Origin of the sequence: Bradyrhizobium sp. SZCCT0231, assembly GCF_018130245.1 — a bacterium.
GTDB classification, from domain to species: domain Bacteria; phylum Pseudomonadota; class Alphaproteobacteria; order Rhizobiales; family Xanthobacteraceae; genus Bradyrhizobium; species Bradyrhizobium japonicum_F.
Map to the genome: position 1 here is coordinate 21783 of NZ_JAFCKP010000021.1, position 18815 is coordinate 40597.

15 protein-coding genes are annotated in these 18815 nt (G+C 65.0%); 11 read left to right on the forward strand and 4 right to left on the reverse strand.

Going from position 1 to position 18815, the window contains the following annotated elements; genetic code table 11:
• The first annotated feature begins 328 nt into the window (after positions 1-328).
• Both JQ566_RS30720 and JQ566_RS30725 read left to right on the forward strand, forming a co-directional pair.
• Positions 329-3448 (forward strand): Rne/Rng family ribonuclease, encoded by a 3120-nt coding sequence (locus JQ566_RS30720; protein ID WP_212379363.1) that lies wholly within the window; start codon positions 329-331, stop codon positions 3446-3448.
• A gap of 66 nt (positions 3449-3514) precedes the next feature.
• Positions 3515-4747 carry an NAD(P)/FAD-dependent oxidoreductase gene (locus JQ566_RS30725; RefSeq protein WP_212379365.1) on the forward strand — a complete coding sequence of 411 codons (1233 nt, stop codon included), beginning with the start codon at positions 3515-3517 and terminating at the stop codon, positions 4745-4747.
• Positions 4748-4830: 83 nt separating this feature from the next.
• Here JQ566_RS30725 and JQ566_RS30730 read toward each other — a convergent pair whose 3' ends face one another.
• The 3 genes from JQ566_RS30730 to JQ566_RS30740 all read right to left on the reverse strand — a co-directional run bounded on the left by JQ566_RS30730 (position 4831) and on the right by JQ566_RS30740 (position 8085).
• Entirely contained in the window at positions 4831-6165 is a 1335-nt protein-coding gene (locus JQ566_RS30730) for a dicarboxylate/amino acid:cation symporter (protein ID WP_212379367.1), read from the reverse strand.
• Between the two features lie 84 nt (positions 6166-6249).
• Positions 6250-6807, reverse strand: a complete 558-nt coding sequence (locus JQ566_RS30735) for a biotin transporter BioY (RefSeq protein WP_212379481.1) — start codon at positions 6805-6807, stop codon at positions 6250-6252.
• 90 nt (positions 6808-6897) lie between these two features.
• Positions 6898-8085: a pyridoxal phosphate-dependent aminotransferase gene (locus JQ566_RS30740; protein WP_212379369.1), complete on the reverse strand. Its 1188-nt coding sequence runs from the start codon at positions 8083-8085 to the stop codon at positions 6898-6900.
• Between the two features lie 206 nt (positions 8086-8291).
• On the opposite strand from JQ566_RS30740, the gene JQ566_RS30745 reads away from it, so the two are divergent.
• The 3 genes from JQ566_RS30745 to JQ566_RS30755 all read left to right on the forward strand — a co-directional run bounded on the left by JQ566_RS30745 (position 8292) and on the right by JQ566_RS30755 (position 11719).
• Positions 8292-9692 carry a M48 family metalloprotease gene (locus tag JQ566_RS30745; protein WP_212379371.1) on the forward strand — a complete coding sequence of 467 codons (1401 nt, stop codon included), beginning with the start codon at positions 8292-8294 and terminating at the stop codon, positions 9690-9692.
• A 224-nt stretch (positions 9693-9916) separates the two neighbouring features.
• Entirely contained in the window at positions 9917-10684 is a 768-nt protein-coding gene (locus JQ566_RS30750) for a DsbA family protein (RefSeq protein ID WP_212379373.1), read from the forward strand.
• Between the two features lie 231 nt (positions 10685-10915).
• Positions 10916-11719 carry a DUF1236 domain-containing protein gene (locus tag JQ566_RS30755; RefSeq protein ID WP_212379375.1) on the forward strand — a complete coding sequence of 268 codons (804 nt, stop codon included), beginning with the start codon at positions 10916-10918 and terminating at the stop codon, positions 11717-11719.
• A gap of 71 nt (positions 11720-11790) precedes the next feature.
• Here the strand turns inward: JQ566_RS30755 and JQ566_RS30760 are convergent, their stop codons facing one another.
• Positions 11791-12819: a helix-turn-helix transcriptional regulator gene (locus tag JQ566_RS30760; RefSeq protein ID WP_212379377.1), complete on the reverse strand. Its 1029-nt coding sequence runs from the start codon at positions 12817-12819 to the stop codon at positions 11791-11793.
• Here JQ566_RS30760 and JQ566_RS30765 point away from each other — a divergent pair.
• From JQ566_RS30765 to accC, 6 genes are all read left to right on the forward strand, one after another.
• On the forward strand, positions 12772-14553 hold the full coding sequence (locus JQ566_RS30765; RefSeq protein WP_212379379.1) for a YadA-like family protein: 1782 nt from the start codon (positions 12772-12774) through the stop codon (positions 14551-14553). The genes JQ566_RS30760 and JQ566_RS30765 overlap by 48 nt on opposite strands.
• Before the next feature lie 67 nt (positions 14554-14620).
• Entirely contained in the window at positions 14621-15193 is a 573-nt protein-coding gene (locus tag JQ566_RS30770) for a hypothetical protein (RefSeq protein ID WP_249139903.1), read from the forward strand.
• Between the two features lie 30 nt (positions 15194-15223).
• Positions 15224-16006 (forward strand): hypothetical protein, encoded by a 783-nt coding sequence (locus JQ566_RS30775; RefSeq protein WP_212379381.1) that lies wholly within the window; start codon positions 15224-15226, stop codon positions 16004-16006.
• A 355-nt stretch (positions 16007-16361) separates the two neighbouring features.
• Complete coding sequence (gene aroQ, locus JQ566_RS30780) at positions 16362-16829, forward strand: type II 3-dehydroquinate dehydratase (protein WP_212379383.1); 468 nt, start codon at positions 16362-16364, stop codon at positions 16827-16829.
• A gap of 35 nt (positions 16830-16864) precedes the next feature.
• The gene (gene accB / locus JQ566_RS30785) at positions 16865-17359 is read left to right on the forward strand and encodes an acetyl-CoA carboxylase biotin carboxyl carrier protein (protein ID WP_212379385.1); all 495 of its coding nucleotides are present in this window, start codon (positions 16865-16867) and stop codon (positions 17357-17359) included.
• A gap of 82 nt (positions 17360-17441) precedes the next feature.
• Positions 17442-18800 carry an acetyl-CoA carboxylase biotin carboxylase subunit gene (gene accC / locus JQ566_RS30790; protein WP_212379387.1) on the forward strand — a complete coding sequence of 453 codons (1359 nt, stop codon included), beginning with the start codon at positions 17442-17444 and terminating at the stop codon, positions 18798-18800.
• Positions 18801-18815: the final 15 nt, after the last annotated feature.

Consider the following 18815-nt stretch of genomic DNA (forward strand, 5'->3'; position numbering starts at 1 on the left):
GGAGCGGTTCGTGACCCCCAAGGCGAGCGCGCTCGCGCCGTGCCTGGCCAGCAGCAACTGATTGAAGGGCGGCCTCGCCGCCCAGTGTTTCATACGGGCCGACGCTTGATGCGCCAGACTGTGCCGACGAAATCTGAAGGATCATTCGCGACGCTGCGGAGTGACAATCCCGCGCGTCGCAACGGTCCTGAAGCTTCCGGTTCGGCGAGGCGCGAGAGACGGCGTTTCGGCCTTCCCCTCACCCCCGAATCAGGTGGACCGTCGCGTCACCCGGCAGCGCGATACGCGCCCACGGTTTATCGCGCCCGCCGCCGCCAAGAGTTAAGACATGCCCAACAAGATGTTGATCGATGCCACCCACCCGGAAGAGACCCGGGTCGTCGTGGTCCGCGGCAATCGCGTCGAAGAGTTTGATTTCGAGACCGCACAACGCAAGCAACTGCGCGGGAATATCTACCTCGCCAAGGTCACAAGGGTCGAACCCTCGCTCCAGGCCGCCTTCGTCGAATATGGCGGCAACCGCCACGGCTTCCTCGCCTTCAGCGAAATCCATCCCGATTACTACCAGATCCCGGTTGCCGACCGGCAGGCGCTGATCGAGGCCGAGGAACAGGCCCATCGCGAGGCCGAGGAAGAGAGCGAGAATCGCTCGCACGGCCGCCGCCGTTCGCGCCACCGCAACGCCCGCCGCCGCGGTCATGGCGAACGCGTGCGCAGCGACATCGTCGAAGGCCTCGACGCCGGTGCCGATCCCGTCGCCCAGCCGGTCGAGGACGCGACGCTGCCGGAGCATGCCGAGGGTGCCCTGCACGAGGGCGAGCATCTGCACGCCGACGCGGAGCATCACGGCGAGCACGAGAGCCACGATCACGATCATGGCGAACATGATCATGACGATCATCATCATGCCCATGATGACGAGCACCATCACGCTCACGATCATGACGCCCACGGCCATGAGGGTGAGCACGATCGTCACGACCATGAGCATGCCGACGAGGCGCCCGCGCCCGTCGCTGCGGTCGGCGCCGAACCCGTGGTCGCAACCGAGACCGTTGCCGAACCGCAGCAGGCCCCCACGTTCGAGACTCCCGCCTCCTTGGAAGCGCAAGCAGAACCTCTTGCGGAAGCCGTGACTTCGGCCGTCGAGCCGGCCGATGCCGTTTACGCCGCCGGCGAGCGCTCTGAGGCTCCTCATCAGGAGTCCGATGAGGAAGACGACGAGGACGAGGACGGCGAGGAAGCCGAAGAGGAGCACGTCGAATCCGTCGGCGGCGACGACGTGCTGGAGGAGGTGCCGGAGCGCACCTTCCGCCCGCGCCGTCAATACAAGATCCAGGAAGTCATCAAGCGCCGCCAGGTGATGCTGGTGCAGGTCGTCAAGGAAGAGCGCGGCAACAAGGGCGCGGCGCTGACGACCTATCTCTCGCTCGCCGGCCGCTACGCCGTGCTGATGCCGAATACCGCGCGCGGCGGCGGCATCAGCCGCAAGATCACCAGCGCGCAGGACCGTTCCCGTTTGAAGGAAGTGGTGCAGGATCTCGACGTGCCCGAGGGCATGGGTATCATCCTGCGCACCGCAGGTGCCTCCCGCACCAAGCCCGAGATCAAGCGCGACTTCGAATATCTGATCCGGATGTGGGAGACGGTGCGCGACCTCACGCTGAAGTCGCAGGCCCCGACCCTCGTCTACGAGGAAGGCTCGCTGATCAAGCGCTCGCTGCGCGACCTCTACAACAAGGAGATCGACGAGATCCAGGTCGCCGGCGAAGCCGGCTACCGCGAAGCGCGCGACTTCATGAAGATGCTGATGCCCGCCAATGTCAGCGCGGTGAAGCAGTATCGCGACGGCCAGCCGCTGTTCTCGCGCATGGGCGTCGAGAGCCAGCTGGATGCGATGTTCTCGCCGACGGTGCAACTGCGCTCCGGCGGCTACATCGTGATCAACCAGACCGAGGCGCTGGTCTCGATCGACGTCAACTCGGGGCGATCGACCCGGGAGCACCATATCGAGGACACCGCGCTCAAGACCAATCTGGAGGCGGCCGAAGAGGTCGCCCGCCAGCTTCGCCTGCGCGACCTCGCGGGCCTGATCGTCATCGATTTCATCGACATGGACGAGAAGCGCAACAACCGCGCGGTCGAGCGCAAGCTGTCCGATTGCCTCAGGCAGGATCGCGCGCGCATCCAGGTCGGCCGCATCTCGCATTTCGGCCTGCTCGAGATGTCGCGCCAGCGCATCCGCGCCAGCGTGCTGGAGAGCTCGACCGATCCGTGCCCGCATTGCGGCGGCACCGGCCACGTCCGCTCGGTGTCTTCGGTGGCGCTGCAGCTCTTGCGCGGCCTCGAAGAGATCCTGATGAAGGGCGCGACCCACAATCTCGTGGTCCGCACCCGCACCGACGTCGCGCTCTATGTGCTGAACCACAAGCGCGGCCACCTGCGCGACCTCGAGAACGGCTTCAAGGTCACCCTGTCGGTGATCGCCGATCCCAGCGTCAGCGGTCCGCAGGCCTATGTGATCGACCGCGGCGAGCAGGTGCATACGCTCGAAGCCGCCAAGGCGCTGCTCGCTGCGCAAGCCGCAGCGAGCCCGCCGCCACTGGCCGAAGAAGCCTATGACGACGAGGACGGCTTCGACCTGGAGACTGAATCCGAGGTCGAAACCGACGAGACCGAAGGTCTTGCCGACGAGCAGGCTGCGGGCGAGGCAGCCTCCGAGCAGGACGGCCAGCGCCGCAAGCGCCGTCGCCGCCGGCGCGGCCGCGGTGGCCAGCGCGAAAGTGAGTTGCGCGAAGATACCGCCCCCACGCTGCCCGAAGCGGCCGTGGCGGCCGGTGAAGGTGAAGACGAGACCGAGTCCGAGCAGGACGGCGAGGAAGGCGAGGAGCAAGCAGCTCGCGGCGAGCAGCAGGGCAGCGGCGAGCGCCGGCGCCGGCGTGGTCGCCGCGGCGGACGCCGCCGTCGCGGTGGCGGCGAGGAAGGTCTCGCCGGTTCCATCAACGACGAGCTCGGCACCAGTCCGCCGTCGGAAGCTGCCGACGCGGTTGCCGATTTCGATAGCTTCGGCAGCGAGGCTGCGCCCTCGATCGCACAGACCGAGCACACCACCGAACCGCAAGTCACTGAACAAGTCGCGCAGCCTGAGCCGCACGCCGAGGTCCAGACCGAGGCGCCGGCCCGGCCGGAGCCGGCTCCCGCCACGACCGCGACGCCAGAAGAAGAGCCCGCCGGCGACAAGGCCGCGCGGCGCCGCTCCACCGTCCGGGAAAAAGTGAGCTTCCAGCTGAACAGTCAGCCCGAGCCCGCAACGCCGGTGGCTCAGGCGACCGAACCGGTTGCTGCGCCCGCGCCGGCAGCCGAGCCCGCGCCGGAGGCTGCAAGCGAAACTCCGGCCGCCCCGCGCCGTGCCGGCTGGTGGTCACGCCGTTTCGGCGGCGGCGAGTAAAGGGAACGATGCAGTTGAAACCGCCCGGCCAAGCCGGGCGGTTTTGATTTGGTGAGGTCAGCTTCGATGCAAAGCGCGATCATTCTCGGCGGCGGCATGGTGGGCGTGGGTGCCGCGCTGCATCTGCAGCAACGCGGCTGGTCGGTCACGCTGGTCGATCGCAGGGAGCCGGGCCGCGAGACCAGCTACGGCAATGCCGGGATGATTCAGGCGGAAGCGGTGCGGCCCTATCCGATGCCGCGCGATCTCGCTTCGCTCTTGAAGATCGCGACCGGCCGCACCAACGACGTGCGCTACAGCCTCTCCTCCCTCCATCTCCACATCGAGCCCCTGCTCCGCTATTGGTGGCATTCGGCGCCGAAGCGGCATCGCGAGGCGATCGAGGCGTGGGCGCGGCTGATCGCCTACGCAACGGCCGAGCACGACATCCTGATCCGCGCGGCGCATGCCGACAATCTCGTCCGCCGCGCCGGCTACCGGGCGCTATACCGTAACGCCGCGGACCTGGACCTTTCGATCAAGGCTGCGGAGGAAGATCAGCGCGAATTCGGCGTGAACTTTCGCGTGCTGTCGGGCAGCGAGCTTGCCAAGGCCGAGCCGATCCTGCGCGACGATCTCCCTGGAGCCATCCATTGGCTCGACACCTGGACCGTGTCCGATCCCGGCGCGCTGGTCACGGCCTATGCCGAGTTGTTCGAGCGTCTCGGCGGCAGGATCGTGCTCGGTGATGCGCAATCGCTGCAGCAGACCCCGACCGGCTGGTCGGTCGACACCGACCAGGGACGCATCGATGCTCCCCACGCCGTCGTGACGCTCGGGCCGTGGTCGCCCGATCTGTTGTACAAGTTCGGCTATCGCATCCCGCTGGTGCGCAAGCGCGGCTACCACATGCATTACAGCGGCGGCGCGTCGCTCGACCTGCCGCTCATCGACAAGACCGGCGGCTATGCCATGGGGCCGATGGCCAAGGGCATTCGCATCACGACGGGGGCGGAGCTGACGGGGCCGGATGCGCTGGCAACGCCGGTGCAGCTCGCCAGCGCCGAAGCCTCGGCACGCGAGCTGATCGACCTCGGCAAGCGCGTCGAGCCGGATCCGTGGTTCGGCACGCGGCCCTGCACGCCCGACATGCTCCCGGTGCTCGGCCGCGCCCCGCGCCACCCCGGCCTCTGGATGAACTTCGGCCATGGACATCAGGGCTTCACGCTGGGCCCCGCGACCGGACGCCTGCTCGCGGAGATGATGAGCGGCGAAACGCCGGCGGTCGATCCCGCGCCGTACGGACCTGATCGGTTTTAGCCTCGAAGAAAAGGGCTGATCGAGCAGCTCGACCAGCCCTGTTGCTTCAAGGCCTGACAGCGCGTTGTGCTGCCATATCCGGATCAGTCCGTGGTGATCGCCGTCTCCATGTCGGTCGGATCGATCTGCTTGGAGAGGTTGGCGTCGAGCTTGTCGCGGTCGAGCTCGCCCTCCCACCAGGCGACGATCACGCAGGCGACGCCGTTGCCGCACAGATTGGTCAGCGCGCGGCACTCGCTCATGAACTTGTCGATGCCGAGCACGATCGCCATGCCCGGCACGAGGCGCGGATCGACCACGGCGAGCGTTGCCGCCAGCGTGATGAAGCCGGCCCCGGTGATGCCGGAGGCGCCCTTCGAGGTCAGCATCGCCACCACCAGGATCGTGAGTTGCTGGCCGAAGGAAAGATCGACGCCGAGGGCCTGCGCGATGAACAGCGTCGCCAGCGTCATGTAGATGTTGGTGCCGTCGAGGTTGAACGAGTAACCCGTGGGCACGACGAGGCCGACCACCGACTTGGAGCAGCCGAGCCGCTCCAGTTTCTCCATCAAGGACGGCAGCGCGCTTTCCGACGACGAGGTGCCGAGCACGATCAGCAGTTCGTCCTTGATGTAGGCCAGGAACTTGAAGATCGAGAACCCAGCCATGCGCGCGATGATGCCGAGCACGACGAACACGAACAGTGCGGCGGTGACGTAGAATGTCGCGATCAGGCCGATCAAATTGAGGATCGCACCGGTGCCGAACTTGCCGATCGTATAGGCCATCGCGCCGAACGCGCCGATCGGCGCCGCGCGCATCACGATGGAGATGACGCCGAACACCGCGTGCGCAGCATCGTCGATGAAGCTGCGGATGGTATGGCCGCGCTCGCCGAGGCTCATCAAAGCAAAGCCGAACAGCACGGCGAACAGCAGCACCTGAAGGATTTCACCCTGCGCGAACGCGCCGACCACAGTATCAGGAATGATATGCAGGACGAATTCAACGCTCTTCTGTGCCTTAGCCTGATCCGCAAATTTTGCGACCGCCTCCGCACTTGCCGCCGCATTGCCGAAGCCGGAGCCCGGTTTGACGAGATTGCCGACAATGAGCCCGATCACCAGCGCGAAGGTCGAGACGACCTCGAAATAGATCAGCGCCTTGACGCCGATGCGGCCGACCTTCTTGGCGTCCTGGATGTGGGCGATGCCGGAGACGACGGTGCAGAAGATGATCGGGGCGATCACCATCTTGATCAGCTTGATGAAGCCGTCGCCGAGCGCCTTGATCCATTCGTTGGTGGCGACGGACGGCCACAGCCAGCCGACGATGGCGCCGAGCACGATGGCGATCAGCACCTGGACGTAGAGGACTTTGTACCACGGCTTGGCAGCGGGCGGCGCGACCGGCGCCCCCGCTATTGTTGTCGTCGTCATCGTTTCACTCCCCCTCAAAACACTGGGCCAGCCAAGATCAACTTGGCCGGCCCTGTCAATTGGAACCGCGCGTGATGGCGCGTTTTAGCCGCGACGCTCGACAATCCGGCGTGCCGCCGGCATCAGGGCCGCGCCGAGCGCATTCTTGACCAGTGAGGCCGCAATGAACGGCACGATGCCGACCTGCCAGGCCTTCGCAGTGCCGAGGCCAAGCCCGAACGCCAGCCAGCCGAACCCGGCCGCCAGAATGACGACGTGGCCAACAGCCATCGCCGCAAACAGCAGCACGACGCTGCGATCCCAGCCGCGCTCGGCGAGCCAGCCGGTCACGAACGCAGCCAATACGAAACCGAACAGGTAGCCCGCGGTCGGGCCGACCAGCGGAGCAATCCCACCCACGGGGCCGGCGAACACCGGCAGCCCCATCGCGCCCTCGGCGAGATAGGCAATCATGGTTGCGCTGCCGAGGCGCCAGCCATAGGCGGCGCCGATCATCAGCACCACCAGCGTCTGCAGCGTCATCGGCACATAAGGCAGCGGCAGGTTCACCTTGGCTGACAGCGCCATCAGCGCTGTGCCGAGCGCAATCAGCACGAAGGCGCGCAAGCTCCCGACGGCTTCGCCCGGCCGGGTCGGCCACATCAACGCGGCGAGAGAAGAATGTGGTGCAGTGGCGGACGGGACGGAACGGTCTGACAAGTTGAACTCCGGAAGGCTGTCGAAAACTGGCGGCTATTTAAGCCAGTGAGCGATCCGGTCAACTGCCTCCCGCATCTCATCGAGCGAGCGGGCATAGGAAAACCGTATGAATGAACGGCCATGGATGGGGTCGAAATCGAGGCCTGGCGTTGCCGCAACATGCGCCTGCTCCAGCATCTGCTTGGCGAACTCGAAGCTGTCGGAGGTAAAGTCCGAGACGTCGGCATAGAGATAAAATGCACCATCGGCCGGCAGGAACTTGGCCAGGCCGGCTTTCGGCAACCCCTCGATCAAGATGCGCCGGTTTTCCTGATAGCCATGCTTGATCTCCTCCATCTCGGCCGCGCCATCGAAGGCAGCCTCTGCCGCGATCTGCGACAGCGACGGCACCGAGATCGAGAGATTCTGCTGCAGCCGCTCGATCGGCCGCACCAGGATCTCGGGTACGACCATCCAGCCGACGCGCCAGCCCGTCATGCAGAAATATTTCGAGAACGAGTTGATCACGAGTGCGTGCTCGGACAGCGACGCCGCCGTCACGGCGGGAAACGCGTAATCGAGCCCGTGATAGATCTCGTCCGAGATGAAACGGATGCCGGCGTCTTCCGCGGCCGCAATGAGGCCGGCGAGCGCTTCGCGGGACATCATCGTGCCCGTCGGATTGGCGGGGCTGCCGACCAGCACCCCCTTCAGCGGCGCCTTGCGATGGGCCGCCAGCAAGGCCTCGCCGGTCAGCGCATGGCGCGTGTCATTGGTGGTCTCGATCAGCACCGGCTCGCAGCCGAGCGCGGTCAGGATATGACGGTATGGTGGATAGCCCGGCACCGTCACCGCGACGCGATCGCCGGGCTCGAACATCGCCAGGAAAGCCAAAATGAAGCCGCCGGAGGAGCCTGTGGTCACCACGACCCGCTCGGGGCTGACGTCACAGCCATAGGTGTCGCGATAATGGCGCGCGATGCGCGCGCGCAGACTGGGGATGCCGAGCGCGGAGGTATAATCGATCCGCCCCGCCTCGAGCGCGGCATGGGCGGCCGCGATCGCGGTCTTGGGCGCGCCGGCCGCGGGCTGGCCGACCTCCATGTGGATGACATGGCCGCCGGCGACCTCGATTCGGGCCGCCGCGGCCATGACGTCCATCACCATGAACGGGGGAACATCGCTGCGGCGGGAGGGCTCGAGCCACTGCCCCAACCGGTTCCTCAATGTCGCATCGTGCATCGATTTCTGCTATTCGCTGGCGGATCGATCTACCCGGTCCTCAAAACCGGGCGCTTGCGCCCCAGACTGGCCGCATTATACGGCTCATAAAGGGCGCGGATCACAAGGGCATATCGCGTATCCGGTCCGCCGCCAATCGCCAAAACCAATCACGAAACTGCTTGACCAAGCCCGTTTGACCAAGACCGTTTGACCCAGACCGCTCGATGTTGCTCCAGATCGCATTGCGCCGGAAGGCCTCCGCCCTCACCGCCCTCGTCACGGCCACGGCGATCGCGCTGACGCCGTTCTCGGCCGCACGCGCGCAGGCCAAGGGGCCGCCGGTCCTGCGCGACACCGAGACCGAGCAGTTGCTGCGCGAATACACGCGCCCGATCCTCCGCGTCGCGGGTCTGGAGAAGCAGAACATCCAGATGGTGATCATCAACGACGGCTCGTTCAACGCGTTCGTCGCGGACGGCCGCCGCATCTTCGTCAATTGGGGTGCGATCCTCCAGTCGGAAACGCCGAACCAGATCATCGGCGTGCTCGCGCACGAGACCGGGCATCTGGCGGGCGGCCATCTGTCCAAGCTGCGCGAGCAGCTCGCCACGGCCCAGACTCAGATGATCATCGCGATGCTGCTCGGCGCCGGCGCGATCGCAGCCGGCAGCACCCGCAGCTCGAGCGCCGGCAACAACGGGCTGGCCAATGCCGGCGCGGCCGCGATCGCCGCTCCACAGGAAATGATCCGCCGTACGCTATTGTCCTACCAGCGCCAGCAGGAGGAGAACGCCGACCGCGCCGGCGTGAAATTCCTGACTGCGACCCAGCAATCGCCGAGGGGCATGTACGAGACCTTCAAGCGCTTCACCAGCGAGAGCCTGTTCGCTTCGCGCGGCGCCGATCCCTATCTCCAGTCGCATCCGATGCCGGCCGAGCGCGTCGCCGCGCTCCAGGAATTCGCCGGCTCCAGCCCATATTGGAACAAGAAGGACGATCCCGCGCTTCAGCTCCGGCACGACATGGTCCGCGCCAAGATCTCCGCCTTCATGGAACGGCCGGAGACGGTGTACCGCCGCTATCCCCAGACCAACGACAGCCTGCCGGCGCGCTATGCCCGCGCCATCAGCACCTATCTGCATGGCGATTTGCGCAGCGCGCTCTCCCAGATCGACGCGCTGATCCAGGTTCAGCCGAACAACCCGTACTTCTACGAGGTGCGCGGTCAGGCGCTCTTGGAAAGCGGCAAGCCGGCCGAGGCGATCGCTCCCCTGCGCAAGGCTGCCGCACTCTCGAACAACGGGCCCCTCATCGAGATGTTACTTGGGCAGGCTCTGGTTGGAACCGATAATAAAGCCTACACCGACGAAGCCGTTCGGATTCTCCGCGCCGCGGTGGCGCGAGAGCCTGAGGCGGCGCTCGGCTACACCCAGCTCGCGATGGCCTACGGCCGGAAGGGAGACTATGCCGAGGCAGATCTCGCCTCGGCCCAGGCCGCTTCCTTGCGCGGCGACAACAAGACCGCCCGCGAGCTCGCTACGCGCGCGAAAACCCGTTTCGCCGTCGGCACGCCCGGATGGGTCAAGGCCGACGACATCGTGGCGGCGAAGCCGCCGCGCAACTAGAGCATGATCCGGACCCGGAGGGCCGCGTTAGCGCAAAGTGCGAAGCGGTTTTCCGAAATGATCATGCTCAAACGAAGACCTCAAAGTGCGATGAAGATTCAATCGAATCTCATCGCACTTTAGCGAAAGAACTCGAACGACGCCCGATACCACGACGTCACGACACCGAGCTCAAGTCCACCGGGACGTTTCTCGAAACCTGCTTTGAATAAGAGGATTTGCCTATGCCTTCGCTGCGCCTGCTTGCCCCCGCATTGTTTGCGCTCGCCATGCTCGGCGCGGCCGTGCCCGCCTCGGCCGACGGTTTCTCCGATAGCCAGCGCACCGACATCGAGGCGATCATCAAGAACTATCTCGTCAGCCATCCCGAGGTGCTCGAGGAGGCCATGGCCGAGCTCAGCAAGCGCCAGGCCGCGGCCGAAACGCAGAAGCACGAAGCCAGCATCGCACAGAACGCCGATGCGATCTTCAACTCGCCGCGCCAGGTCGTGCTCGGCAACAGGGACGGCGACGTCACCTTCGTCGAGTTCTTCGACTACAATTGCGGCTATTGCAAACGCGCCATGGACGACATGCTGACCCTCATGAAGAGCGATCCGAAGCTGAAGGTCGTGCTGAAGGAGTTTCCGGTGCTGAGCCAGGGCTCGGTCGAAGCAGCGCAGGTCGCGGTCGCCGTGCGGATGCAGGATCCCTCCGGCAAGAAATATCTCGACTTCCACCAGAAGCTGCTCGGCGGCCGCGGCGCTGCCGACAAGGCGCGCGCGATTCAGGCGGCGAAGGAGGCCGGCCTCGACACTGCGAGAATCGAAAAGGACATCGCCAGCCCCGAGGTGCGCGCCACCATCGAGGAGAACTTCAAGCTTGCCGAAGCGATGGGCATGAACGGCACGCCGAGCTACGTGATCGGCAAGCAGATCGTGATCGGCGCCGTCGGAGTCGAAAGCCTAAAGGAGAAGATCGGCATTGCCCGCTGCGGCAAGGCGACTTGTTAAAGAAGGCGACCTGCTCAGCGTCACGACATTGCGTTAAAAGAGGCCGGCTCACAGCCGGCCTCTTTTTTGCGCGGGTTCGGACGCAGTTCGTCCGCGATCCGGGCGAGACCGTTCATCCGGCGTTCAACAAACAAAGCTCGTCGGAACCTCCTCGAATTCGGAACGACCGCGCTCTCCTTTCGTTGTCGGCGCGGGCAATGACGCAAAGAAATCACGTGAGGAGAGGTTCAAATGACTAATCGCTTTTTGGTCTCGGTTGCAGCCTTGGCGCTGATCGCCGGCACCGGTTTCGCCAACGCGCAAGGAACCGGAACCAAGGACTACGGGAGTGGCCAGCAGACTCAGCAGAGTACGCAGCCTTCTGGCGAGCGCAGCGGCTCCATGGGCAAGCAAGAGTCCATGGACAAGCAAGACAAGCGTGACAAGGGAACGGTCGGTCAGGCCGGCGGCATGAAGGATCAGCCGAGCGCTCATGACAAGTCGACTCAGTCCGACAAGATGAACAAGGACCAGCCGGGTGCGACGCGTGAGAAGTCGACGCAGTCGGAGAAGTCGTCGACGGTCGGCCAGAGCCCGCGGAGCGACGAGAAGTCCAAGGATAGCATGAGCAAGGGTGGCATGAGCAAGGAAACCGAGACCAAGGGCACCAAGGACATGAAGGCCCAAGGTCAGGAGGACCGCAGCGGCATGAACGCGCCTGGCCACCAGGGTTCGCAAACCCAGACCCAGACCGGCACCGAGCGGTCGCAGACGACGACCGGCCAGGCTGGCGCGGCCGCCAAGCTCTCGACTGAGCAGCGCACGCAGATCACCTCGGTGATCCGCGAGGAGAAGATGGCGCCCGTGACCAATGTGAACTTCAACATTTCGGTCGGCACCCGCGTGCCGCGCGAGGGCATCACGCTTCACGCCCTGCCGTCGCGGGTCGTGACGATCTATCCGGAATGGCGGGCCTACAAATACGTCCTGGTCCGCGAGCAGATCGTGATCATCAATCCGGACACCTATGAGATCGTCGCCGTCCTCGACGTCTGAGGCGAATAACCGTTAGCCGCTTGGGGCGGGCATCGCTGCCCGCCCCAAGTCCTTCAAAGATTTCTCACGGCTTATCGCCCGAAACCGCGAACCAGCGCCACCAACGCTGCCTGATTGCGCATGGTGGTCTTCTCGAAGACGTTCTTCAGATTTTGCCGCACGGTTCCGACCCTGATCTGCAGACGCGCGGCAATTGCGCTCACGCCGATCCCGCCAGCCAGCATGCAGACGATCTCGCATTCGCGCGCCGTGAGCCCAAACGTTTCGATGAGCGCCCTTTCGTCGATCTGCGGCGGCGCGTCCGGCTCCTTGATGAAGATGATGACGCGCGGTGAGCGCATCCCGGGCTCGGGAAGACCAAGTCGCCAGACCGGCATGACGTCGAGCAGCAACGGTAATCTCCGGCCAGAGCGCGCTACACTGAATCGCCGCCCATGATCTGCCGCCGACGTGGCGGCCTCCGCAATGGCATGCTGGAGTCGATCGGTGATGGCTGCGGTCGCGGCTTGTAACGCGCCAGCGACTTGAGAGAGCCCGTCCCGTTGATTGAGGATCTGGCGTGCACGCGTGTTGACAAGCAGCAGACGGCCCGCCGCGTCAAGTACGATCGCGGCATCCGCGAGCCGTTCGATCACGGCCGTCAGTCCCGCCGCTCGATCATCCCCGGTCCGCAACCGCCGGTGCAGCTGTTGCGCGCGTGTCAAATGGGGAAACAGTTGCTCCAATGCGTGCGCCTCGGACTCCGGAAAGGGGCCTTTCGAGCGGGTGCGGCAGCAGGCGATCTGAAGCCACGGATTCTGCGAGCCGTCCCATACCGTGAGGCCGTAGTATCTCTTCATCGGCCGAAGGATCTCGTTATAGAATTCGGTTTGCTCGAATTCGGCGTCGGCCATCAACTGATCGCCGGTGAGTGCGGTGCCCGCCGCCAGGGTGGGAGAACGCCGGTCCATGATCGGCACAAGCATGCGAGCCGCGTCCGGCGACAGCAAGCGCGCGACATCGGACTCGTCGATTCCGGCCTTCGCGATCAGCGGCGCCGTGACATCCGAGCCATGGCCTATGACAAGAAAGCTGTGCTCGGCATCCAGCCGCCGGTTCAAGCCATCAAGGGCCGCGGGCCAGGTGCTCGGCTCCAGCGCCGCCTGGTAGAACATCTCGATGAGTGCGAGCCCTTCGGGATCCACGCCGCCGTCCTGCTTCCGGAACACTGCAAGCCGCATATTTGCGGGAACTGCACCGCAGCGAAATGGGGTCTGCTGCTCGTTTTTGTCGCATGCAGAGGCGGTGTGACGATCCTGCAACACGCAGGGGCAATAGCACCAGATCACTACCGTTTGGGCAATGCGGCCCGCACAGGTTTCAACGATCAATCCCTGCATGGGGCACCGCGGAATCTCAATGCGGCTGCCTTGCAGCAGGGGTGGTCGATGAGGGACAGATTGAAACCGACGCGCTTCCAGACGCCCGCGTGGCTTCTCCTGAGCTGCCTGCTGGGCGGCGGGCCCAGGCGCAGTCTTGCGGCCGCGGCCGGCATGATGACGGTCGCCGGCATCTCACCGGCCTTCGCGCAGTGCTACTCCGCCGGTGCAGGCCTCGCGGGGTCTTGTAACGCGATCGTTCCAACCGGTCCGCAGGCGACCGCGGTCGGCCCGAACGCGAATGCGACCGGCGGCCGCGCAACCGCATTCGGGTCGAACGCCATGGCAGATGGCGACAACGCGACCGCAACCGGTACCTTCGCCATAGCGAACGGTGATGCTGCCACTGCGATGGGCGACAGCAGTGCTGCGGATGGCCTGTTCGCTACCGCGATCGGTCAAAATAGCCAAGCGCGCGGCTCCGAGGCGACCGCGACAGGCGCGAACAGCATCGCGAACGGCACCAACGCAACCGCGACGGGCCGAGGTGCCAACGCGGTTGGAATTGCTGCGACTGCAACCGGCGCGTTCAGCCGCGCAAACGGCGATTACGCGACTGCGACGGGTCTCAGCAGCCTCGCGGACGGCACTTTCGCCACGGCGACGGGCCGAGGCAGCGGCGCAACAGGCACTAACGCGACCGCCACGGGGGCGCAGGCCCGCGCGAACGGCGTCAACGCGACCGCTACTGGCCAGGACAGCATCGCGAACGGCGCCACCGCGAGCGCCTATGGACAGGGCAGCAACGCCACCGGCGACGCCACCACGGCCATCGGCCAGGCCAGCACCGCGAACGCCACCGGCGCAACCGCCGTCGGTGCCAGCGCACAGGCCACCGGGACCGGCGCGGTCGCGGTCGGCAACAACTCGGCCGCGACCGGAACTAATGCGACCGCCATCGGTCCGAATGCCTCCGCGACCTTTGCCAATTCGACTGCGATCGGCAACGGCGCGAGCACGACCGCAGTCAATCAGGTCTCAATCGGCACCAGTTCCAACACCTATCGCATGGCCGGCATCGCCTCCGCGGCAAGTCTCGCGGCGCAGTCCGGCCCGACTTCGATTGTCACCACCGACGCCAACGGCAATCTTGCCGCGGCTCCTTTCAGCACGCAGGATATTTCAAGTCTCCAAACCAACGTGTCCGTGCTCCAGGGCAACGTCGCGACATTGCAGACGCAGATGCGGCAGGCTTTTGAGGGAACGGCGATCGCTATCGCCATGGGTGGCTCCGCGCTGCCGTCGGACAAGAAGTTCGCGATCTCGACCAACTGGGGCACCTTCCGCGGGCAAAACGCCATGAGCCTGGGCGCACAGATGCGGTTGAACGACTACGTTGTCCTCAATGGCGGGGTCGCCGCCGGCTTTGCGCAAGGCGGCGTCGGCGGACGCGCCGGATTGACCGTCGCATGGTGACGGCAGCGTGATGACGAGCGGGCGGCGCGGCTGGAGAGTGCTCGTGTTCGCGGCCGGGCTGTTGGGAATGACATCCGGCAGCCATGCGCAGACGCCCGCCTCGCCAGCGCCAAAACCTGCGCAGATCGACCGTAACGGGGTGGTCATCCTGATCAGATCGACGCTGCTGGCGCTGGACCAGGCCAACAAGACAGGCAACTACACGGTGCTGCGTGACATCGGCGCGCCTGGATTCCAGAGCAACACGGCGGCGCGGCTCGGCGAGATCTTCGCTAAACTGCGCAACGACAATCTCGACCTCTCCGGCGTTGCCGTGATCGATCCGCAGCTCAATTTGCTGCCGCAGATCGAAGCCAACGGCCTGATGCGCATGGCCGGTTTTTTTCCGTCGGTGCCGACCCAGGTCAATTTCGATCTCGCGTTCGCGCCGGTGAACGGACAATGGCGGCTGTTCGGCCTTTCCGTGTCGATCGGACAGACCGCGCCCGCTGCGCCCGAACCACCCGCACCGTCGACTGCGCAAAAACAGCCTGCGCCTGCGAAGAGCGCGAAACCGGCTACGGCCGCCAAGCCGCCGTCCACGATCAAACCCCTGTCCCCGGACAACAAGCCACCTGAGGGCAACCAACAACCGAAATAGACCGATCTGCAAGCCAGCGGACGACCGACAATGTTACCGGACCAAGCTCTGAAATCGATGAAGGTGATGTTCGCGACGCCGTGCTACATCTCGGCGGTCAGCATGCACTACGTCACCAGCATCTTCGACCTCACCCATCACTGCAATCGGTTCGGACTGAAATGCATTCTGCACATGCATTCGGAAAGCCTGATCACGCGTTCGCGCAACAAGATGGTGCTGAAATTCCTGTCGGACGAGACATTGACCCATCTGTTCTGGATCGATTCCGACATCACCTTCGCGCCACAATCGGTCTGCCGGCTGCTGCTGATTGATCGCGACGTCGCCGCCGGCGTCTACCCGATGAAGAGCTTCAACTGGCCTGCCCAGGGCCTGCCGTCAGGCACGACGCGGGAGCAATTCGAGGATCGTTATACCGACTACCCCTTCAACCCGATCGGCCACGGCGCCGAGCGGGTCAGCAGCTATGCCGACGCAGACGGTTTCGTCGAGGTCGCGGAGGCGCCGACCGGCTTCATGTGCATCAAGCGTAACGTGTTCAAGCAGTTGATGGAGAAATATCCCGGTCTGAATTACGTCCCGGACGGTCCGCCGAACAACCCCGAGGCCCATCTCCACTGGTTGTTCTTTGATTGCATGGTCGATCCGGACTCCGGCCGCTATTTGTCTGAGGATTACGCGTTCTGCCGCCGCTGGCGCGACATCGGCGGTAAAATCTGGGTCGACCTGCACTGCAGGCTGCTGCACCTCGGACAGCACAATTTCCGCGGGGACCTCGCCGAAAGCCTGCGGCTCCAGAATCGCTGGTGATGCGGTCGTGGCGGCAACCGTGCCAACCGGCACGGTTGCGCAGCGCCGGCGATCACTCCTCCCCCGCAGAGCGGCGTGGATCCACCGGACCGCCCGAGGACGGCTGGAAGGCCTACACGGGGTAGCGTCCCCTTGGCGTACGCTGAGAGCTTGGGCTCCAGGGCTGCGGCAGCCCGCCAGTTCTCGGCTGCTTGTCCCCGAGGACGGTTTACAAGTAGTTTCCGTAGTTTCCGCACAGGTTTTTGCGCACTGGATGAGGTGGCTGAACCCGCCCCTGAGGCCCCTTCAAGGCTTCCCCTCACGCGCTTTGTTACCTATAACCCCGCCACGCCGAAGCACCTCTTCCGGGATTGGAATGGCCGAACCTGCAACAGACACGATCCTCGTCCTGAACGGGCCGAACCTCAACATGCTGGGGACGCGCGAGCCCGAAAAGTATGGGCATGCGACGCTGGCCGACGTCGAGGCACTGTGCCGGGAGACGGCGGCGACCTTTGGTCTCAAGGCCGACTGCCGGCAGTCCAACCGCGAGGGCGAGCTGATCGACTTCATCCACGAGGCGCATGCGCGCAAGATGAAGGGCATCATCATCAATGCCGGCGGCTATTCCCACACCTCGATCGCGCTGCACGACGCGCTGCTCGCGGTGCAGATCCCCGCTGTCGAGGTGCATGTGACCAACATCCACGCCCGCGAGAGTTTTCGTCACCATTCCTACACCGCGCGCGCGGCTTTCGCCTCGCTCTGCGGTTTCGGCATCGAGGGCTACCGCCTCGCCATCCAGGGCCTTGCCGCCAAGCTCGGCATCAAGCCCAACGCCTGACGCTCCCTTCCAACAGAACATTCGGATCAAACAACATGGCGCGCCAGCCAGACGACAAAGCAGCCGCAAAGTTTTCCAGCGAGGATTCCGCGCTCATTCGCGAGCTTGCGTTGCTGCTCGATGAGACCAGCCTCACCGAGATCGAGATCGAACGGGCCGGCCTGCGCTTGCGCGTCGCCCGCAACATCAGCGTTGCCGCGACCATGCCGATGCCGGTCGCGGCAGCTCCCGCCGCCCTTCCAATGGCAGCAAGCGCCGCCGCGCCCGCCGCTGCTGCGGCCGATCTGTCGAAGCATCCCGGCGCCGTGACCTCGCCGATGGTCGGCACCGCCTATTGGGCGCCGGAGCCGGGCGCAAAGCCGTTCATCGACGTCGGCACCAAGGTCTCGGTCGGCCAGACGCTGCTCATCATCGAAGCCATGAAGACGATGAACCAGATCCCCTCGCCGCGCGCCGGCACGGTGACGCAGATCCTGGTCGAGGACGGCCAGCCGGTCGAATACGGCGAGCCGCTGGTGATTATTGAGTGACGCGAATGGGGAATAGCGAATAGCGAATGGCGTCAGCCTTCCCTACTCGCCATTCGCCGCTCGCCATTCGCTGCAGGACAACATGTTCGACAAGATCCTCATAGCCAACCGCGGCGAGATCGCCCTTCGCATCCTCAGGGCCTGCAAGGAGCTCGGGATCGCGACCGTCGCCGTGCACTCGACCGCCGACGCCGACGCCATGCATGTGCGCCTGTCGGACGAGAGCGTCTGCATCGGGCCGCCGGCGTCCAAGGACAGCTATCTCAACGTGCCAGCGCTGCTCGCGGCCTGCGAGATCACCGGCGCCGATGCCGTGCATCCCGGCTACGGCTTCCTGTCCGAGAACGCGCGCTTTGCTGAAATCCTCGCCGAGCACAATCTGCATTTCATCGGCCCGAAGGCCGAGCACATCCGCCTGATGGGCGACAAGATCGAGGCCAAAAAAACCGCCAAGCGGCTCGGCATCCCCGTGGTGCCCGGCTCCGATGGTGCGGTCGGCCCCGACGACGACGCGATGGCGATCGCGAAGAAGATCGGCTTTCCCGTGCTGGTGAAGGCGGCGGCTGGCGGTGGCGGCCGCGGCATGAAGGTCGCGCACAGCGAGGCAGACCTCCAGCTGGCGCTGTCGACGGCGGCCAACGAGGCCAGATCCGCCTTTGGCGATGCCTCGGTGTACCTGGAAAAATACCTGCAGAAGCCGCGCCACATCGAGATCCAAATCCTCGGCGACGGCCGCGGCGGCGCGATCCATCTCGGCGAACGCGACTGCTCGCTGCAACGCCGCCACCAGAAGGTCTGGGAGGAAGGCCCCTCGCCCGTGCTGGCCGCAGCCGCGCGGGCCAAGATCGGCGAGACCTGCGCGAACGCGATGCGCGAGATGAAATATCTCGGCGTCGGCACCATCGAGTTCCTGTACGAGGACGGCGAGTTCTACTTCATCGAGATGAACACCCGCATCCAGGTGGAGCATCCCGTCACCGAGAGCATCACCGATATCGATCTCGTGCTGGAGCAGATCCGCATCGCCGCCGGCGGCGACCTGCCGGCCAAGCAGGACGAGGTTCAGGTCATCGGCCATGCCATCGAGTGCCGCATCAACGCCGAGAATCCGCAGACCTTCCGCCCCTCGCCCGGCCGGATCCTGCAATATCACCCGCCCGGCGGCCTCGGCGTCCGGATCGATTCCGCCGTCTACCAAGGCTACACGATCCCGCCTTATTACGATTCGCTCGTCGGCAAGCTGATCGTGCACGGCAAGACCCGCGCCGAATGCCTGATGCGGCTGCGCCGGGCGCTGGATGAGATGGTGGTCGAAGGTATCGAGACCACACTGCCCCTGTTCCGTGCGCTGGTGCGCGAAGACGACATCATCAACGGCGACTACCATATCCACTGGCTCGAACAATATCTCGCCGGCAAGACGGAACCCAGCCCGAGATAATCCTCCCCCTTTTGG

Coding starts and splice junctions, on each gene's coding strand:
- JQ566_RS30755 (WP_212379375.1), top strand. CDS start 10,916: ATGACTAATCGCTTTTTGGTCTCGGTTGCAGCCTTGGCGCTGATCGCC.
- JQ566_RS30740 (WP_212379369.1), bottom strand. CDS start 8,085: ATGCACGATGCGACATTGAGGAACCGGTTGGGGCAGTGGCTCGAGCCC.
- JQ566_RS30775 (WP_212379381.1), top strand. CDS start 15,224: ATGTTACCGGACCAAGCTCTGAAATCGATGAAGGTGATGTTCGCGACG.
- JQ566_RS30730 (WP_212379367.1), bottom strand. CDS start 6,165: ATGACGACGACAACAATAGCGGGGGCGCCGGTCGCGCCGCCCGCTGCC.
- JQ566_RS30765 (WP_212379379.1), top strand. CDS start 12,772: ATGGCCTATGACAAGAAAGCTGTGCTCGGCATCCAGCCGCCGGTTCAA.
- accB (WP_212379385.1), top strand. CDS start 16,865: ATGGCGCGCCAGCCAGACGACAAAGCAGCCGCAAAGTTTTCCAGCGAG.
- JQ566_RS30745 (WP_212379371.1), top strand. CDS start 8,292: ATGTTGCTCCAGATCGCATTGCGCCGGAAGGCCTCCGCCCTCACCGCC.
- JQ566_RS30735 (WP_212379481.1), bottom strand. CDS start 6,807: ATGTGGCCGACCCGGCCGGGCGAAGCCGTCGGGAGCTTGCGCGCCTTC.
- JQ566_RS30725 (WP_212379365.1), top strand. CDS start 3,515: ATGCAAAGCGCGATCATTCTCGGCGGCGGCATGGTGGGCGTGGGTGCC.
- JQ566_RS30720 (WP_212379363.1), top strand. CDS start 329: ATGCCCAACAAGATGTTGATCGATGCCACCCACCCGGAAGAGACCCGG.
- accC (WP_212379387.1), top strand. CDS start 17,442: ATGTTCGACAAGATCCTCATAGCCAACCGCGGCGAGATCGCCCTTCGC.
- JQ566_RS30770 (WP_249139903.1), top strand. CDS start 14,621: ATGACATCCGGCAGCCATGCGCAGACGCCCGCCTCGCCAGCGCCAAAA.
- aroQ (WP_212379383.1), top strand. CDS start 16,362: ATGGCCGAACCTGCAACAGACACGATCCTCGTCCTGAACGGGCCGAAC.
- JQ566_RS30750 (WP_212379373.1), top strand. CDS start 9,917: ATGCCTTCGCTGCGCCTGCTTGCCCCCGCATTGTTTGCGCTCGCCATG.